Below are 13,655 nucleotides of genomic sequence, written 5' to 3' on the forward strand. Positions count from 1 at the left end.
GCTCATCGCCGAGGAACTCGGCCACACCGTCAAGCGCGTCTCCGAGGCCGACGTCGAGGAGGGCCTCTTCGGCGAAGCCGACATCGACGATCATCTGGAGCCGCGTCCGCCGGTCGTGACCATCATGGGCCATGTCGACCACGGCAAGACCTCGCTGCTCGACGCCATCCGCTCGGCGAACGTCGTCGCGGGCGAGGCCGGCGGCATCACCCAGCATATCGGCGCCTACCAGGTGACCTCGCCGCTCGGCGGCAAGATCACCTTCATCGACACGCCCGGCCACGCCGCCTTCACCGCCATGCGCGCCCGCGGCGCCAAGGTGACGGATATCGTGGTGCTGGTGGTGGCGGCCGATGACGGCGTCATGCCGCAGACGGTGGAAGCCATCAACCACGCGGCCGCCGCCAAGGTGCCGCTGATCGTGGCGATCAACAAGATCGACAAGCCCGACGCCAGGCCGGAGCGCGTGCGCACCGAGCTCCTCCAGTACAACGTGCAGGTGGAGACCATGGGCGGCGAGACGCTGGAGGTCGAGGTTTCCGCCAAGCAGAAGACCAATCTCGACAAGCTGCTCGAGGCGATCGAACTGCAGGCCGAGATCCTCAATCTCCAGGCCAACCCCGACCGGGCCGCCGAAGGCACCGTCATCGAGGCCAAGCTCGACCGCGGCCGCGGTCCCGTCGCCACGGTCCTGGTCCAGCGCGGCACGCTGCATCCCGGCGACATCGTCGTCGCCGGCGCCGAGTGGGGCCGCGTGCGCGCTCTGGTCAGCGATGTCGGCGAGCCCATTGCCGCCGCCGGTCCTTCGGTTCCGGTCGAGGTGCTGGGCTTCAACGGCACGCCGGAAGCGGGCGACCGCGTCGCGGTGGTCGAGAACGAGGCCCGGGCCCGCGAGATCACCGACTATCGCGAACGCCAGAAGCGCGAGCGCGCCGCTGCCCGCATGGGCGCCGGCCGCGGCACGCTGGCGGACATGATGTCGGCGCTCAAGAGCGGCTCCGGCGCCAAGGAACTGCCGCTCGTCGTCAAGGCGGACGTGCAGGGCTCGGTCGAAGCCATCATCGGCGCGCTGGAGAAGGTCGGCAACGACGAGGTGAAGGCTCGCGTCATCCATTCGGGTGTCGGCGGCATCACCGAGTCCGACATCACCCTGGCCGAAGCCTCCGGGGCCGCGGTCATCGGCTTCAACGTGCGCGCCCACAAGGAAGCGCGCGAGGCGGCCGAGCGCACGGGCACCGAGATCCGCTACTACAACATCATCTACGACCTCGTGGATGACATCAAAGGCGTGCTCTCCGGCCTGCTGGCGCCCACGCTGCGCGAGGCTTTCCTCGGCAACGCCGAGATCCTGGAGGTGTTCAACATCTCCAAGGTCGGCAAGGTCGCCGGCTGCCGCGTCACCGACGGCCGCGTCGAGCGCGGGGCGAGCGTGCGCCTGATCCGCGACAACGTGGTGGTGCACGAAGGCAAGCTCTCGACGCTCAAGCGCTTCAAGGACGAGGTCAAGGAAGTTCAGGTCGGCCAGGAATGCGGCATGGCCTTCGAGAACTACCAGGACATGCGTGCCGGCGACGTCATCGAGTGCTATCGCGTCGAGGAGATCAAGCGGACGCTCTGAGGCGAGGAGACAAGGAGCGGCACCCCGCGGTCGCCGCTCCCTTCGGATGGGACGCCGGGGCAGGGCCCCGGCGTTCGGCTATCGTGACGGCGGGGCTTGCGGTGTTCGACCTGCCGATCGTCCCTGGTGGGCCAAAGCGTTTTGCGATTTGACGGAATCGCGTCAAGTCGCAAAGACGCGTCGAAACAAGGCGTTGGAGCAAAGCGCGTTTCCACCAGAACGCGCTTTGCTCCAGGGCTTGCTTGCAGTCGTGCGAGACGCCGCGGTTCCGGCCTCGCCGCGACGCATAAGTCTTCCCTCCCCTTGCGGGACGGGGAGCGGCTGGCGTGGCGCCTGAAGCGCTATTGGCGAATGAGTCCTTCGGGCGTGGCCGCTGGCCAGCCTGAAGTGGCGTCCGTTCCTGTTCTGCAGACGTGAGAGAAGAAGAGACCCCTTTGCCCCGTTTGACGCCCTCCTCCAGCAAGGCCCCCTCGCAGCGCCAACTGCGCGTGGCGGAGTTGATCCGCCATGCCGTCGCCGAGGCGCTGACGCGCGGCGAGATCATCGATCCCGTCATCGAGCGGCATGTCATCACCGTGCCCGAGGTGCGCATGTCCCCGGATCTGAAGATCGCGACGATCTTCGTCATGCCGCTCGGCGGCAAGGATGGCCCGCAGGTGATCAAGGCATTGGCGCAGAACGCCAGGTTCCTGCGCGGCCTGGTGGCGCGCCGCCTCACCATGAAGTTCACCCCCGACCTGCGCTTCCGCCTCGACGAGACCTTCGACCAGGCCGGGCGCGTCGACAGCCTGCTGCGCCAGCCCGAGGTCAGCCGCGATCTCGACAGGCCGCTGCCCAAGCTGGAAGGAGACGAGGAATGAGCGCTCCCCGTTCCAATCGGGTCGAGGTCAACGGCTGGGTCATCCTCGACAAGCCGGTCGGCATGACCTCGACGCAGGGCGTTTCCGTGGTCAAGCGCATCTTCAACGCCAAGAAGGCCGGCCATGCCGGCACGCTCGATCCGCTGGCCTCGGGGCTGCTGCCGATCGCGCTCGGCGAGGCGACCAAGACGGTGCCCTACGTCATGGACGGTCGGAAGGTCTATCGCTTCACCGTGCAATGGGGCGTGGAGACCACCACCGACGACACCGAGGGCACGCCGGTCGCCACTTCGCCGCTGCGCCCGGACAGCGCCGCGATCGCGGCGCTGCTGCCGCGCTACACCGGCCTCATCCGCCAGGTGCCCCCGCAGTTTTCGGCCATCAAGGTCAATGGCGAGCGCGCCTACGATCTCGCGCGCGACGGCGAGGACGTGGTGCTCGAGGCACGCGACATCGAGATCCACCGGCTTGCCCTGGTCGAAGCGACGACCGAGACCGCGACCTTCGAGGCCGAATGCGGCAAGGGCACCTATGTGCGCTCGCTTGCCCGCGACCTCGGCCGCGACCTCGGCTGCGGGGGGCATGTCGTCGCGCTGCGCCGCGCCGTGGTCGGATCCTTCGACGAGAAGGATGCGGTGACGCCGGACGAACTGCGGGCGATGAAGGAGGGCGGCGAAGGCCTCCTGCCGGTCGAGGATGCGCTCCTGCCGGTGGAGACCGCGCTGGAGGCGCTGCCGTCGGTGACCGTGTCGCGGCACGACGCCGGCCGTCTCGCTCGCGGTCAGAGCGTCATCCTGCGCGGGCGCGACGCGCCGATGTTCGAGGGCACGGCCGCGATCATGGCCGGCGGCGCGCTGGTGGCGCTGGCCGATCTCGAACGCGGCGAGCTTGTGCCAAAGCGCATATTCCATCTCGGCGGGCTGGACTAGGGATCATGACAAGTGGGCGCGCCTCCGAACTGGCGCATCTTCGATGCCCGGGGCGTGCCGTGAAGCGCGCGTCGGTCGCCGTCTGCCTGATCCTCGCCGGCCCGGGAGCTCAGGCGGCCGACCGCTGCATGGTCACCGACCCGACGGGCACGCCGCTCAATGTCCGCTCCGCCCCGGGCGGCAAGCGCATCCTCACCACCTTGCCCAACGGCGTCACGCTGGACGTCGACACCTATGCCGCGGATGCCTCCGGCAAGGCCTGGGCCCATATCGAGGGCGTCAAGGAGCATGGCGAGGCGACCGGCGGCTGGGTGCTGCGCGAGTTCGTCAGCTGCTTCTGACCCGGCGGGGCAAGGCTCTCAGGCGCCCGGCGCCTTCTCGTCCAGCGGCTGCCATTCCCCCTCCTGCAGGTCGATGACCTTGCCGCGCGGATCGGCGCGGGGCGTGTGCGGCCGCGCGGCAGGGGGGGAGCCGATGCGCCGGCTGCGCAGCAGGCTCGGCAGGATCAGTGCGAAGCCGATCGCGTCCGACACGAAGCCGGGCAGGATCATCAGGACGCCGCCGAGAGCCACCATGAAGCTCTCGCGGGCCGCGCCGTGCGGCGGTTCGCCGCGTCGGAAGGCGACGGTCATGCGCGTCAGCGCCTCGGCGCCCTGGCGCCGCAGCAGCGAGGCACCGATGAACGAGGTGGCGATCAGCGCCACCAGCGCGGGCAGGAGGCCGATCCGTCCGGCCACCCAGAAGAAGGCGGCGAACTCGACGAAGGGCAGGGCAAGCAGGCCAGCGAGCACCAGCCACAGCGGAGCAATGGCGGCTCGGGTCGTTTGCACGGGCATGGTCGTTTCGGGTCCTCTCAGCTTTCGCACTGGAATGGCGACGCTGTTCGTTCCATATAGGGAAAGATTGTGGCTTTGCCACGCCCAACCGATCTGCCCGGCTCGGGCTCAAGAACCGAAGGTCCCATGGGATTCGATCTTTACACCCTCATCTTTCTGGGGCTTGCCGTCTTCATCTTCTTCCGGTTGCGGTCTGTGTTGGGGCAGCGCACCGGCAATGAGCGCCCGCCTGCCGAGACGTTCCGGCGTGACACCCGCGAGCCGCCGCAGGCCGAGCCGAACGGCGGCAACGGCAAGGTGATACCCCTGCCGATGCGTCCGGCCGAGGGGGCTCCCGCCGCGGATGCGGCCCCGCGCGAGTTCCGCTGGAAGGAGTTCGCGGAGGAAGGGTCCGATCTGGCCGCCGGCTTCGACGCCATCGCGGCCGCCGACCAGAGCTTCGAGCCCAAGGCCTTCACCGTGGGCGCCAAGGCCGCCTACGAAATGATCGTCAACGCCTTCAACGCCGGCGACCGCAAGGCCTTGAAGAGCCTGCTCGGTCGCGAGGTCTATGACAGTTTCGTGCAGGCGATCACCGAGCGTGAGGGACGCGGCGAGGTGGTGCAGTCGAGCTTCGTCTCGCTCGACAAGGCCGACATCGTCTCCGCCGGCCTGAAGGGTCGTACCGCCCAGATCGCCGTGCGCTTCGCCTCGCAGATGATCTCCGCCACCAAGGATCGCGGCGGCGCCGTCATCGACGGCAGCCTCGACAGGATCTCGGAGGTGACGGATCTGTGGACCTTCGCGCGGGACACCGGCGCCAGCGACCCGAACTGGCTGCTGGTGGCGACCGAGGACGCCTAGGCGTGCTGGCGATGGTCCCGTCCTGCCGTGATGGAATGCAATCGAGATGACGGGCCGGCGCGGCCGCTGCACCGCGCGGCATCCCTCCTTGCCGGCATCGTCGGACTGGTCATGACCCTCGGCGTCGCCGAGGCTGCTCCGGTCGTCGCCGGCGCCCGGGTGGAGCGGGTGGCCTTCGCCGACCTGCCGGGCTGGGTGGCCGACGACCATGCCGAGGCCTGGCGCGCCTGGCTGGTGTCCTGCCGGGCCGATGCCGGCAGGGCGCCGCCGCTGCGCGCCGGCCGCGCGGTGACCGACAGGCTGGCGCGCCTGTGTCGGACAGCGCTGAAGGCCGGAACCAAGGACGCGGCCGCGGCACGGCGCTTCTTCCAGCGCCATTTCTCCGCCTTCCGCATCACGCCCGACGGAGGCAACGGTTTCTTCACCGGTTATTACGAGCCGGAGGTGGCCGGCTCCCTGACCGCGTCCGGCCCCTTCCGTACACCGCTCTACGATCGTCCGCCCGACCTCGTCACCTTCGCCCAGGGCGAGGCGCCGCAGGGGTTCGAAGGCTATGCCGCCGCCCGCCGCGCGGCGGACGGCAGCCTGGAGATCTATCCTGACCGCGCGGCGATCGAGGAGGGGGCACTCGATGGCCGGGGGCTGGAGCGTGTCTTCCTCGCCGACCCCGTCGACCGCTTCTTCATGCAGGTGCAGGGCTCGGGCCGCGTGCGCCTGCCCGATGGCCGCGTGGCGCGCCTGGCCTATGCCGGTCGCAACGGCCATCCCTACACCGCCATCGGCCGCATCGTTGCCGACCGGACCGGCACGCCGCGCCCGAGCATGACCATGGACGTGCTGCGCGCCTGGCTGGCCGAGGACAAGGACCGGGCTCGCGCGGTGATGCGCGAGAACAAGTCCTTCGTCTTCTTCCGCCTGGCCACCGAGCTCGACCCGACGCTCGGCCCGATCGGCGGTCAAGGCGTGCCGCTGACGCCGCTTCGCTCGCTGGCGGTGGACCGCGCGATCTGGCCCTATGGCCTGCCGGTCTATGTCGACGCCGAGGTGCCGGCGGCCGGCGGCGGGCAGGCGCCGTTCCGCCGCCTGATGATCGCGCAGGACACGGGCTCGGCCATTGTCGGGCCGGCGCGGGGCGACATCTTCTTCGGTCCGGGCGACGAGGCCGGCGCCAGGGCGGGCAGGACGCGCCAGTCCGGCGCCTTCGTGGTGCTGTGGCCGAAGGGGCCGGCGGGAGGGCGGCGATGACGCGGCGCCGGCCCGGCCTGACGGAAGAGGACATGGCGCTGTGGGCGCATGTCGTCGAGACGGTGGTGCCGCTCAAGCGCCGCCGCAGCCGCATGCCCAAGGCCGCGCCGCCCACCATGCCCGAGCCGGCACCGGAAGCCAAGGCACCGCCTCCGGCCGTTCCCCGCGTGCCCGAGCCGCCGCGGCCGGCCCCGCCCAAGGCACCGCCGATCCCGCCGCTGGCGCCCATCGACAAGCATGAGCGCCGCCGCCTGGTGCGAGGCGTGCGCGCCATCGACGGCCGCATCGACCTGCACGGCATGCGCCAGGCCGAGGCGCATTCCGCCCTGCGCGGCTTTCTCGCCCATTCGCAGATGCGCGGCGACAGCATCGTTCTGGTCATCACCGGCAAGGGGCGGGAGGACATCCAGTACGCCTTCGCGGATGAGCGCGGCGTGCTGCGCCGGGTCGTGCCGCAATGGCTGCGCATGCCGGATCTGCGGCGTTTCGTCGTGGGCTTCGAGGAGGCGCATCGGGGCCATGGCGGTGGCGGCGCGCTCTATGTCCGGCTGCGGCGGTCCGGGCGGGGAGGCCTGCCGTGACGCCGCTCGGCGCCAAGCTGCGCGCCATGCGCGCCGAGCGCGGCGAAAGCCTCAAGGCGATGGCCGCCGGCATCGGCGTCTCGCCGGCCTATCTCTCGGCCCTGGAGCACGGCAAGCGCGGCACGCCGACTTGGCTGCTGCTGCAGCGGATCATCGCCCATTTCAACGTGATCTGGGACGAGGCCGAGGATCTGCAGCGCCTTGCCGGCCTGTCCGATCCGCGCGTCGTGGTCGACACGGCGCAGCTTTCTCCGGTGGCGACCGAACTCGCCAACCGCCTGGCCCGGGAGATCGGCGGTCTCGGCGAGAGCGACATTGCCGCCATCATGGCCGTGCTCGACAGGGCGAAGCGAGCCTGACTTTCAAGGGGGCTGGCGCTGCGGCGGTGATGCGATATCGTGGTGCGTCCAGCGAGACCCTCCCGTGCCCAGGTTCGCCGCCAATCTCAGCATGATGTTCCACGAATGGTCGTTCCTCGACCGCTTCGCCGCCGCGGCGGGGGCCGGCTTCGAGGCCGTGGAATTCCTGTTTCCCTACGACTATGCCCCCGAAGAGATCGCGGCCCGCCTCGAATCCAACAATCTGACGCTGGTGAACTTCAACCTGCCGCCCGGGAACTGGGGGGCGGGCGAACGAGGCACCGCCGCACTGCCCGGGCGCGAGAAGGAGTTCCGCGCCGGCCTCGACCATGCCCTGGTCTATGCCCGCGCCACCGGCGCGGCCCGCATGCACGCCATGGCCGGCCTGGCGCCGGCCGGCGATGCCGAGGCCGGGCGCACCTACCTCGCCAACCTTGCCCTTGCCGCCGAACGCTGCGCCACGGCCGGCGTCGATCTCCTGATCGAGCCCCTCAATCCTCGCGACGTGCCGGGCTATTTCCTGTGCGACTTCGGCCGCGCCCTGGCGCTGATCCGCAGCCTGGCGCTGCCGAACCTGAAGCTGCAGTTCGACATCTATCACCGGCAGATCCTGCATGGCGACGTCGCCAAGGGCCTGCGCGAGGCGATGCCGTCGATCGGGCACATCCAGATCGCCGGCGTGCCGGACCGGCACGAGCCCGACTGCGGCGAGCTCGACTTTGCCTTCGTCTGCAGCGAGCTCGACCGGCTCGGCTATGCCGGCCATGTCGGCTGCGAGTACCGGCCGCGTTCCGGCACGCTGGAGGGGCTCGGCTGGTTCACGCCCTACGCCACATTCGCTTGATCCGCCCCCTTCACAATTCCGTCTCGCTGCGTGCATAAGGCTGGCCCGAGGACGGGGCCTGCCGGGTGCCGTCCGTTGCGTCGATCCTGCGGTGGCAGGCTATGGGGAGGCAGCGTGACGGCGAAGAACGAGGCGAATCAAGCGCCGGCGCCGATGCTGCCCGTCGTGACGTCCAGAACAGGCAAGCCTGCGGGCCGGCTGCGCCGTGCCCTGCGCCGGGTGCCGTGGGGGTTCGTCGGTCCGATCCTGAGCGTCGGCCTGTTCGCCGGCGCCCTGGTCGTGCTCGCCAACATCCTGCGCGAGGTCGACCCGGGCGACGTGGTTGCCGCCTTCGCGGCGACTCCGGCTTCCGCCGTCCTGCTCAGCATCCTGTGCACGGCGCTCTCCTATCTCGCCCTGACCGGCTATGACGGACTGGCGCTGCGTCAGATCGGCGCGGCGGACGTGCCCTATTCCACCGCCGCGATCGGCTCCTTCACCAGCTACGCCATCAGCTACACGCTCGGCCTGCCGCTCCTGACCGCCGGCACGGTAAGATACCGCGTCTATGGCGGCGCCGGCCTCACCGCGCCGCAGATCGCGGCGCTGACGCTGGTGTGCACGCTCACCTTCTGGCTCGGGATGGGGGCGGTGCTGGCGATCGGCCTGGTGCTGGTGCCCGATGCCGTCGCCCATATCGACCGGCTGCCGCTCGGCCTCAACATCGCCATCGGCATCGCCATCCTCGCCGTCATCGTCGCCTATGTCGCCTATGTCTCGACCCGGCGCCGCGTCGTGACGGTGGAAGGCTGGTCGCTGCCTCTGCCGGGCGGGCAGGTGACCCTGGCGCAGATCGCTCTCGGCGTGTTCGACGTCTGCGCCGGCTCGGCGGCGCTCTATTTCCTGCTGCCTTCGGTGCCGACGCCCTTCCTCACCTTCACGGTCATCTACGTGCTGGCGGCGGTGCTCGGCGTCGCCAGCCATGCGCCCGGCGGCATCGGAGTGTTCGAGGCGACGATGCTGATCGCGCTGCCCTCGATCCCCAAGGATCAGTTGCTCGGCTCGATCCTCCTGTTCCGGGTGATCTACTATTTCATACCCTTCGCCCTGGCCCTGGCGACGCTCGGAGCATACGAGGTCGCGCGCCGGCGCCATGTGGTGGTGCGCGCCGTCGAACAGGCCTCGGGCGTGATGAAGCCGCTGGCGCCGATCCTGGTCGGCGGCGCGGTGTTCCTGACCGGCGCGGCGCTGATCGTCACCGGAGCGCTGCCGATCGGCTCCGACCGCCGGGCGACGCTGATGGCGTTCGCCCCGCTCCCCCTGGTCGAGGTGGCGCATGTCGCCAGCTCGGTGATCGGCGTGGCGCTGCTGTTCCTGGCGCGCGGCCTGGTCCGGCGCCTGGCGGGCGCCTGGCGCGGCGCCAGCCTGCTGCTGGTCCTGGCCGCCGGCGCCGAGATCCTGCGCGGCGCCGACCTGCGGCTGGCGCTGGTGACGCTCGGCGTCATGGCGGTGGTGACGGTGAGCCGCCCGGCCTTTCCGCGCGGCGCGCGCCTGTTCAACCGCGACGTCTCGCCGATCTGGCTGGCCCTGCTCGTCGCCGTGCTGGTGATCGCGGCCTGGGTCGGCCTGTTCGCCTTCCGCTCCCTCGACTATCATTCCCTGCTTTGGCTCACCTTCGGCTATGAGGACGACATGCCGCGCTTCCTGCGCGGCATGGCGGCGGCCGTCATCGCGGCGCTGCTGCTCGGGGCCTTCGCCTTCGGTCGGCGCGAGCGCGCCACGGCCACGCTGGCCGGCGGCGGCGAGCATGCCGCCATCGGCGCGATCATCGCTGCCTCGCCGCGCTCGGACGCCCGGCTCGCGCTGCTGCCGGATCGCACCATCCTGGCCAACGAGGCACGCGACGCGGCGATGATGGTCGCCATGCGCGGCAGCTCCAGCATCGCGCTCGGCGACCCGATCGGCGCGGCCGACCGGGCGCAGGAGGTGCTCTGGGCCTTCCGCGAGCGCGCCGACCGGGCCCGGCTCTGGCCGGTGATCGTCTCGGCCTCGCGCGAGCTGCGCGCGGTCTATCTCGATGCCGGCCTGACCCTGACCCATATCGGCGACATCGCCCGGCTCGAGCTCGCCGGCCTCGGCGCCGAGCCGTTCGAGGGGGCGGCGGAGGTGTCGGCCTGGGGAGACGTGGAGGCGCTCAGCCTCGATCTCGTCCCCGCCCGCCATGTCGGCCCACTGCTGCCGGCCCTGCGGGCGGTGTCCGATGCCTGGCTGGCCGAGGACGGGCGCCGGGAGGCCTATTTCACCATCGGCCGCTTCTCCGACGACTGGGTCGGCGCCAATGACTGCGCCGTGCTGCGCCGCGCCGGGGAAGTCGTCGGCTTCGCCGTGCTGCTGCGCGGTGCCGGGGACATGGAGTGGGGCGTCGACATCCTGCGCTACCGCCCCGAACTCGGCCAGCGTGCCCTCGATTTCATTCTGCTGCGGTTGCTGCGCCTGGCCGCGGCGCGCGGTGTCGGCCGCTTCGACCTCGGTCTGACCCCGACGCCGGATCTCGCCGCCGACAATCTCGGGCCGACCTGGCAGCGCGTGACGCCGAAACTGTTCCGCTTCGGCGACCATCTGCGCGACTTCGATGCGCTGCGCGCCTTCAAGGCCCGGTTCTCGCCGCGCTTCGAGCCGCGCTATCTTGCCTGCACCGCCGGCTTCGCCCTGCCGCACATCCTGCTCGACGTCACCGCGCTGATCGAGGACGGGCCGATGGATGTCGGCCTGGCGCTGCCGGAGCGGCCGTGAGGGGTATCACTTAACCTCGCCGCCTTCGTGCTCCTCCGTCGTCATGCTGTCACAGTTTGCCGCCGACAATCGTGCAACGGGAGATTCGTATGGCCGGAAGGCGTGACGTTTCCCCGTCACGCTGGATCGGACGGAACGACCCATGGCCATGCAGCTCGACACGCTGGAGCGCTTGACGGAGCCGCTGCAACAGGGCACCGCTCACCTCGTGGGGTGGAACCGTACATTGTCGAGCCGGCTGTGGGCCGGGCGCTGGATCCTGGCCGTGGCGGTGCCGGTGCTGGCGACCGTCGTCGCGGTCGACGGCATCCAGCTCTGGCACGCGATCGCCGCCTGGCTGTCGCTGGCGGTTACCGCAGTCCTGTTGCCCGGCCGCGACGGCGAGGCCGTCCAGCCGGCCTCTGGCGCGCCGGGCGAGCGGGCGGTGCCGACGATCGAGACCTTCCTGGCGGCGGTGCAGAACCCGGTCGTCATTCTCGACGACGCCATGGCGGTGCAATATTTCAACGCGTCGGCCCGCGAGCTCATCCCCAATCTGCGCCTTGCCGAGCCGATCGCTTTCGCGCTGCGGGTGCCCGACGTCATCGACGCCGTCCGGGTGGTGACGGAGAAGGGCGGGGCGCGGCGCGTCGACTACGCCGAGCGCGTGCCGGTGGAGCGGTCGGTCGAGGCGCAGATTTCCGCTGTCCCCGGCGCCGGCGATCGCACGGCCTTCGTGCTGATCGTGCTGCGCGACGTGACGCAGCAGCACCGGGTCGAGCAGATGCGCGCCGATTTCGTCGCCAACGCCAGCCACGAGCTGCGCACCCCGCTGGCCTCGCTCCTCGGCTTCGTCGAGACCCTGCAGGGGCCGGCGAAGAACGACGCCGCGGCCCGCGAGAAGTTTCTGGGGATCATGCGCTCCCAGGCCAACCGCATGTCGCGGCTGATCGACGACCTCCTGTCGCTGTCGCGCATCGAGCTCAACGCCCATGTCCGCCCCGGCCAGGTCGTCGACCTCTATCCGATCGTCGCCCATGTCGCCGACACCCTGGCCCCGCTCGCCCGGGAGCGCAGCGTCGAACTCGTCATCGAGCGTTCCGTCCCGCGCCTGATGGTGCTCGGCGATCGCGACGAGCTGATCCGCGTCTTCGAAAACCTGGTCGAGAACGGCATCAAGTACGGGGCCTCCGGCGGCAGGGTTGACGTTACCCTGGTCGAGGCACCGCGCGGCGCCGGGCGTCCGGCTGAGGCCGTGGTGACCGTGCGCGACCACGGCCCCGGCATCGCCAGCGAGCATCTGCCGCGCCTGACCGAGCGTTTCTACCGCGCCGACATCGCCCAGTCGCGCGAGAAAGGCGGCACCGGCCTCGGCCTTGCCATCGTCAAGCACATCCTCGCCCGCCATCGCGGCCGCCTGGTGATCGAGAGCGAACTCGGCAAGGGCGCGACGTTCATCGTGCGCCTGGACTCGGCCGCCTGATCCCATCGCCAGCCGCAAGGCTTGACAAGGCGGGGTGCGCCGATGACGGGCTCCGGCTGGAGGGGATGATCAACGTATTGATCTTCATTGGATTTTTCTGTCATAAAAGCTTCGTTGCGGTGTCATAGAAGGGTTGCGCGGCGCCAATAGGTGTAGCGGCGTGGCTCGGCGAGGGCTCCCACGGGGAGACGCTGCCGGCATCACATCGAACGGAGATATCCCGTGAAGCTCTCGATCCTCGCAGTGGCGGCGGCTGTTTCGCTCGCCGGAACCCTGTCGTCCTTCGCGGCCGACATCACCGGCGCCGGCGCCACCTTCCCCGCGCCGGTCTATACGGCCTGGGCTGCCGAGTACAAGGCCAAGACCGGCAACGGCCTGAACTACCAGGCGATCGGCTCGGGCGGCGGCCAGACCCAGATCACCAACCGCACCGTCGACTTCGGCGCGTCCGACGCCCCGATGGCCGACGACAAGCTCACCTCAGCCAAGCTGCTGCAGTTCCCCACGGTCGTCGGCGCCGTCGTGCCGATCGTCAACCTCGACGGCATCGCCGCCAACCAGCTCAAGCTGACCGGCGAGGTGCTCGGCGACATCTATCTCGGCAAGATCACCAAGTGGAACGACGCCAAGATCGCCGAGCTCAACCCCGGCGTGACGCTCCCCGACGTCGACATCGCCACCGTCTACCGCTCCGACGGCTCGGGCACCACCTTCGTGTTCACCAGCTACCTCAACGCCGCCAACCCCGGCTGGAAGGACGCGGTCGGCGCCGCCACCTCGGTGCAGTGGCCCGCCGGCGCCGGCGCCAAGGGCAATGACGGCGTCTCCGGCACCGTCAAGAACACCAAGGGCGCGATCGGCTATGTCGAATACGTCTACGCCGCCAAGAACGGCCTGACCACGGTCGAGCTGAAGAACAAGGCCGGCCAGTTCGTCAAGCCGACCGTCGAGGCCTTCAAGGCCGCCGCCGCCAAGGCGGACTGGGCCGGTGCCAAGAACTTCGCCGCCTCGATCATCGATGTCGAGGGCGACGCCTCCTGGCCGATCACCTCGGCGACCTTCATCCTCCTGCCGAAGGACCCCAAGGACCCGGCTCAGTCCGCCGAAGTCATCAAGTTCTTCGACTGGGCCTTCAAGGATGGCGGCAAGATCGCCGAGGACCTGCACTACATCACCCTGCCCGAAGAGGTCGTGGGCCGCGTCCGCGAGGCCTGGAAGGCCGAGGTGAAGGGCGCCGACGGCAAGGCCGTCTACAACTGATCCGCGCATGATGCCGCGCCCGGCGCCTGTCGCGCCGGGCGCTCCC

13 protein-coding genes are annotated in these 13,655 nt (G+C 70.1%); 12 read left to right on the top strand and 1 reads right to left on the bottom strand.

Going from position 1 to position 13,655, the window contains the following annotated elements:
* From infB to AC27L4_RS00020, 4 genes are all read left to right on the top strand, one after another.
* Nucleotides 1–1,618 (top strand): translation initiation factor IF-2 (infB, locus tag AC27L4_RS00005; RefSeq protein ID WP_487139895.1); only part of this gene is annotated, 1,618 nt, incomplete at its 5' end.
* Nucleotides 1,619–2,052: 434 nt separating this feature from the next.
* Complete coding sequence (gene rbfA / locus AC27L4_RS00010; RefSeq protein ID WP_487139896.1) at nucleotides 2,053–2,478, top strand: 30S ribosome-binding factor RbfA; 426 nt, start codon at nucleotides 2,053–2,055, stop codon at nucleotides 2,476–2,478.
* Nucleotides 2,475–3,407: a tRNA pseudouridine(55) synthase TruB gene (truB, locus tag AC27L4_RS00015; RefSeq protein ID WP_487139897.1), complete on the top strand. Its 933-nt coding sequence runs from the start codon at nucleotides 2,475–2,477 to the stop codon at nucleotides 3,405–3,407. Before rbfA ends, truB begins: the two co-directional genes overlap by 4 nt.
* Before the next feature lie 59 nt (nucleotides 3,408–3,466).
* Nucleotides 3,467–3,748 carry an SH3 domain-containing protein gene (locus tag AC27L4_RS00020; RefSeq protein ID WP_487139898.1) on the top strand — a complete coding sequence of 94 codons (282 nt, stop codon included), beginning with the start codon at nucleotides 3,467–3,469 and terminating at the stop codon, nucleotides 3,746–3,748.
* 18 nt (nucleotides 3,749–3,766) lie between these two features.
* Here the strand turns inward: AC27L4_RS00020 and AC27L4_RS00025 are convergent, their stop codons facing one another.
* Complete coding sequence (locus AC27L4_RS00025) at nucleotides 3,767–4,243, bottom strand: FxsA family protein (protein WP_487139899.1); 477 nt, start codon at nucleotides 4,241–4,243, stop codon at nucleotides 3,767–3,769.
* A gap of 126 nt (nucleotides 4,244–4,369) precedes the next feature.
* Between AC27L4_RS00025 and AC27L4_RS00030 the strand changes: the two genes are divergently transcribed.
* The 8 genes from AC27L4_RS00030 (at nucleotide 4,370) to pstS (ending at nucleotide 13,609) form a co-directional block, all read left to right on the top strand.
* Nucleotides 4,370–5,086 (top strand): Tim44/TimA family putative adaptor protein, encoded by a 717-nt coding sequence (locus AC27L4_RS00030; RefSeq protein WP_487139900.1) that lies wholly within the window; start codon nucleotides 4,370–4,372, stop codon nucleotides 5,084–5,086.
* Between the two features lie 111 nt (nucleotides 5,087–5,197).
* Nucleotides 5,198–6,331: a murein transglycosylase A gene (mltA, locus tag AC27L4_RS00035; protein WP_487139901.1), complete on the top strand. Its 1,134-nt coding sequence runs from the start codon at nucleotides 5,198–5,200 to the stop codon at nucleotides 6,329–6,331.
* A complete protein-coding gene (locus AC27L4_RS00040; RefSeq protein WP_487139902.1) occupies nucleotides 6,328–6,912 on the top strand; it encodes a Smr/MutS family protein in 585 nt (194 codons plus the stop codon). The genes mltA and AC27L4_RS00040 overlap by 4 nt, the downstream gene beginning before the upstream one ends.
* Entirely contained in the window at nucleotides 6,909–7,271 is a 363-nt protein-coding gene (locus AC27L4_RS00045; protein ID WP_487139903.1) for a helix-turn-helix domain-containing protein, read from the top strand. The genes AC27L4_RS00040 and AC27L4_RS00045 overlap by 4 nt, the downstream gene beginning before the upstream one ends.
* A gap of 64 nt (nucleotides 7,272–7,335) precedes the next feature.
* Nucleotides 7,336–8,115 (top strand): 2-oxo-tetronate isomerase, encoded by a 780-nt coding sequence (gene otnI / locus AC27L4_RS00050; protein WP_487139904.1) that lies wholly within the window; start codon nucleotides 7,336–7,338, stop codon nucleotides 8,113–8,115.
* Between the two features lie 114 nt (nucleotides 8,116–8,229).
* On the top strand, nucleotides 8,230–10,887 hold the full coding sequence (gene mprF, locus AC27L4_RS00055) for a bifunctional lysylphosphatidylglycerol flippase/synthetase MprF (RefSeq protein ID WP_487139905.1): 2,658 nt from the start codon (nucleotides 8,230–8,232) through the stop codon (nucleotides 10,885–10,887).
* A 142-nt stretch (nucleotides 10,888–11,029) separates the two neighbouring features.
* Nucleotides 11,030–12,349, top strand: coding sequence for an ATP-binding protein (locus AC27L4_RS00060; protein ID WP_487139907.1), 1,320 nt, complete (start codon nucleotides 11,030–11,032; stop codon nucleotides 12,347–12,349).
* 222 nt (nucleotides 12,350–12,571) lie between these two features.
* The gene (pstS, locus tag AC27L4_RS00065; protein WP_487139908.1) at nucleotides 12,572–13,609 is read left to right on the top strand and encodes a phosphate ABC transporter substrate-binding protein PstS; all 1,038 of its coding nucleotides are present in this window, start codon (nucleotides 12,572–12,574) and stop codon (nucleotides 13,607–13,609) included.
* Nucleotides 13,610–13,655: the final 46 nt, after the last annotated feature.

The organism is Labrys sp. Lb11, from assembly GCF_057554225.1.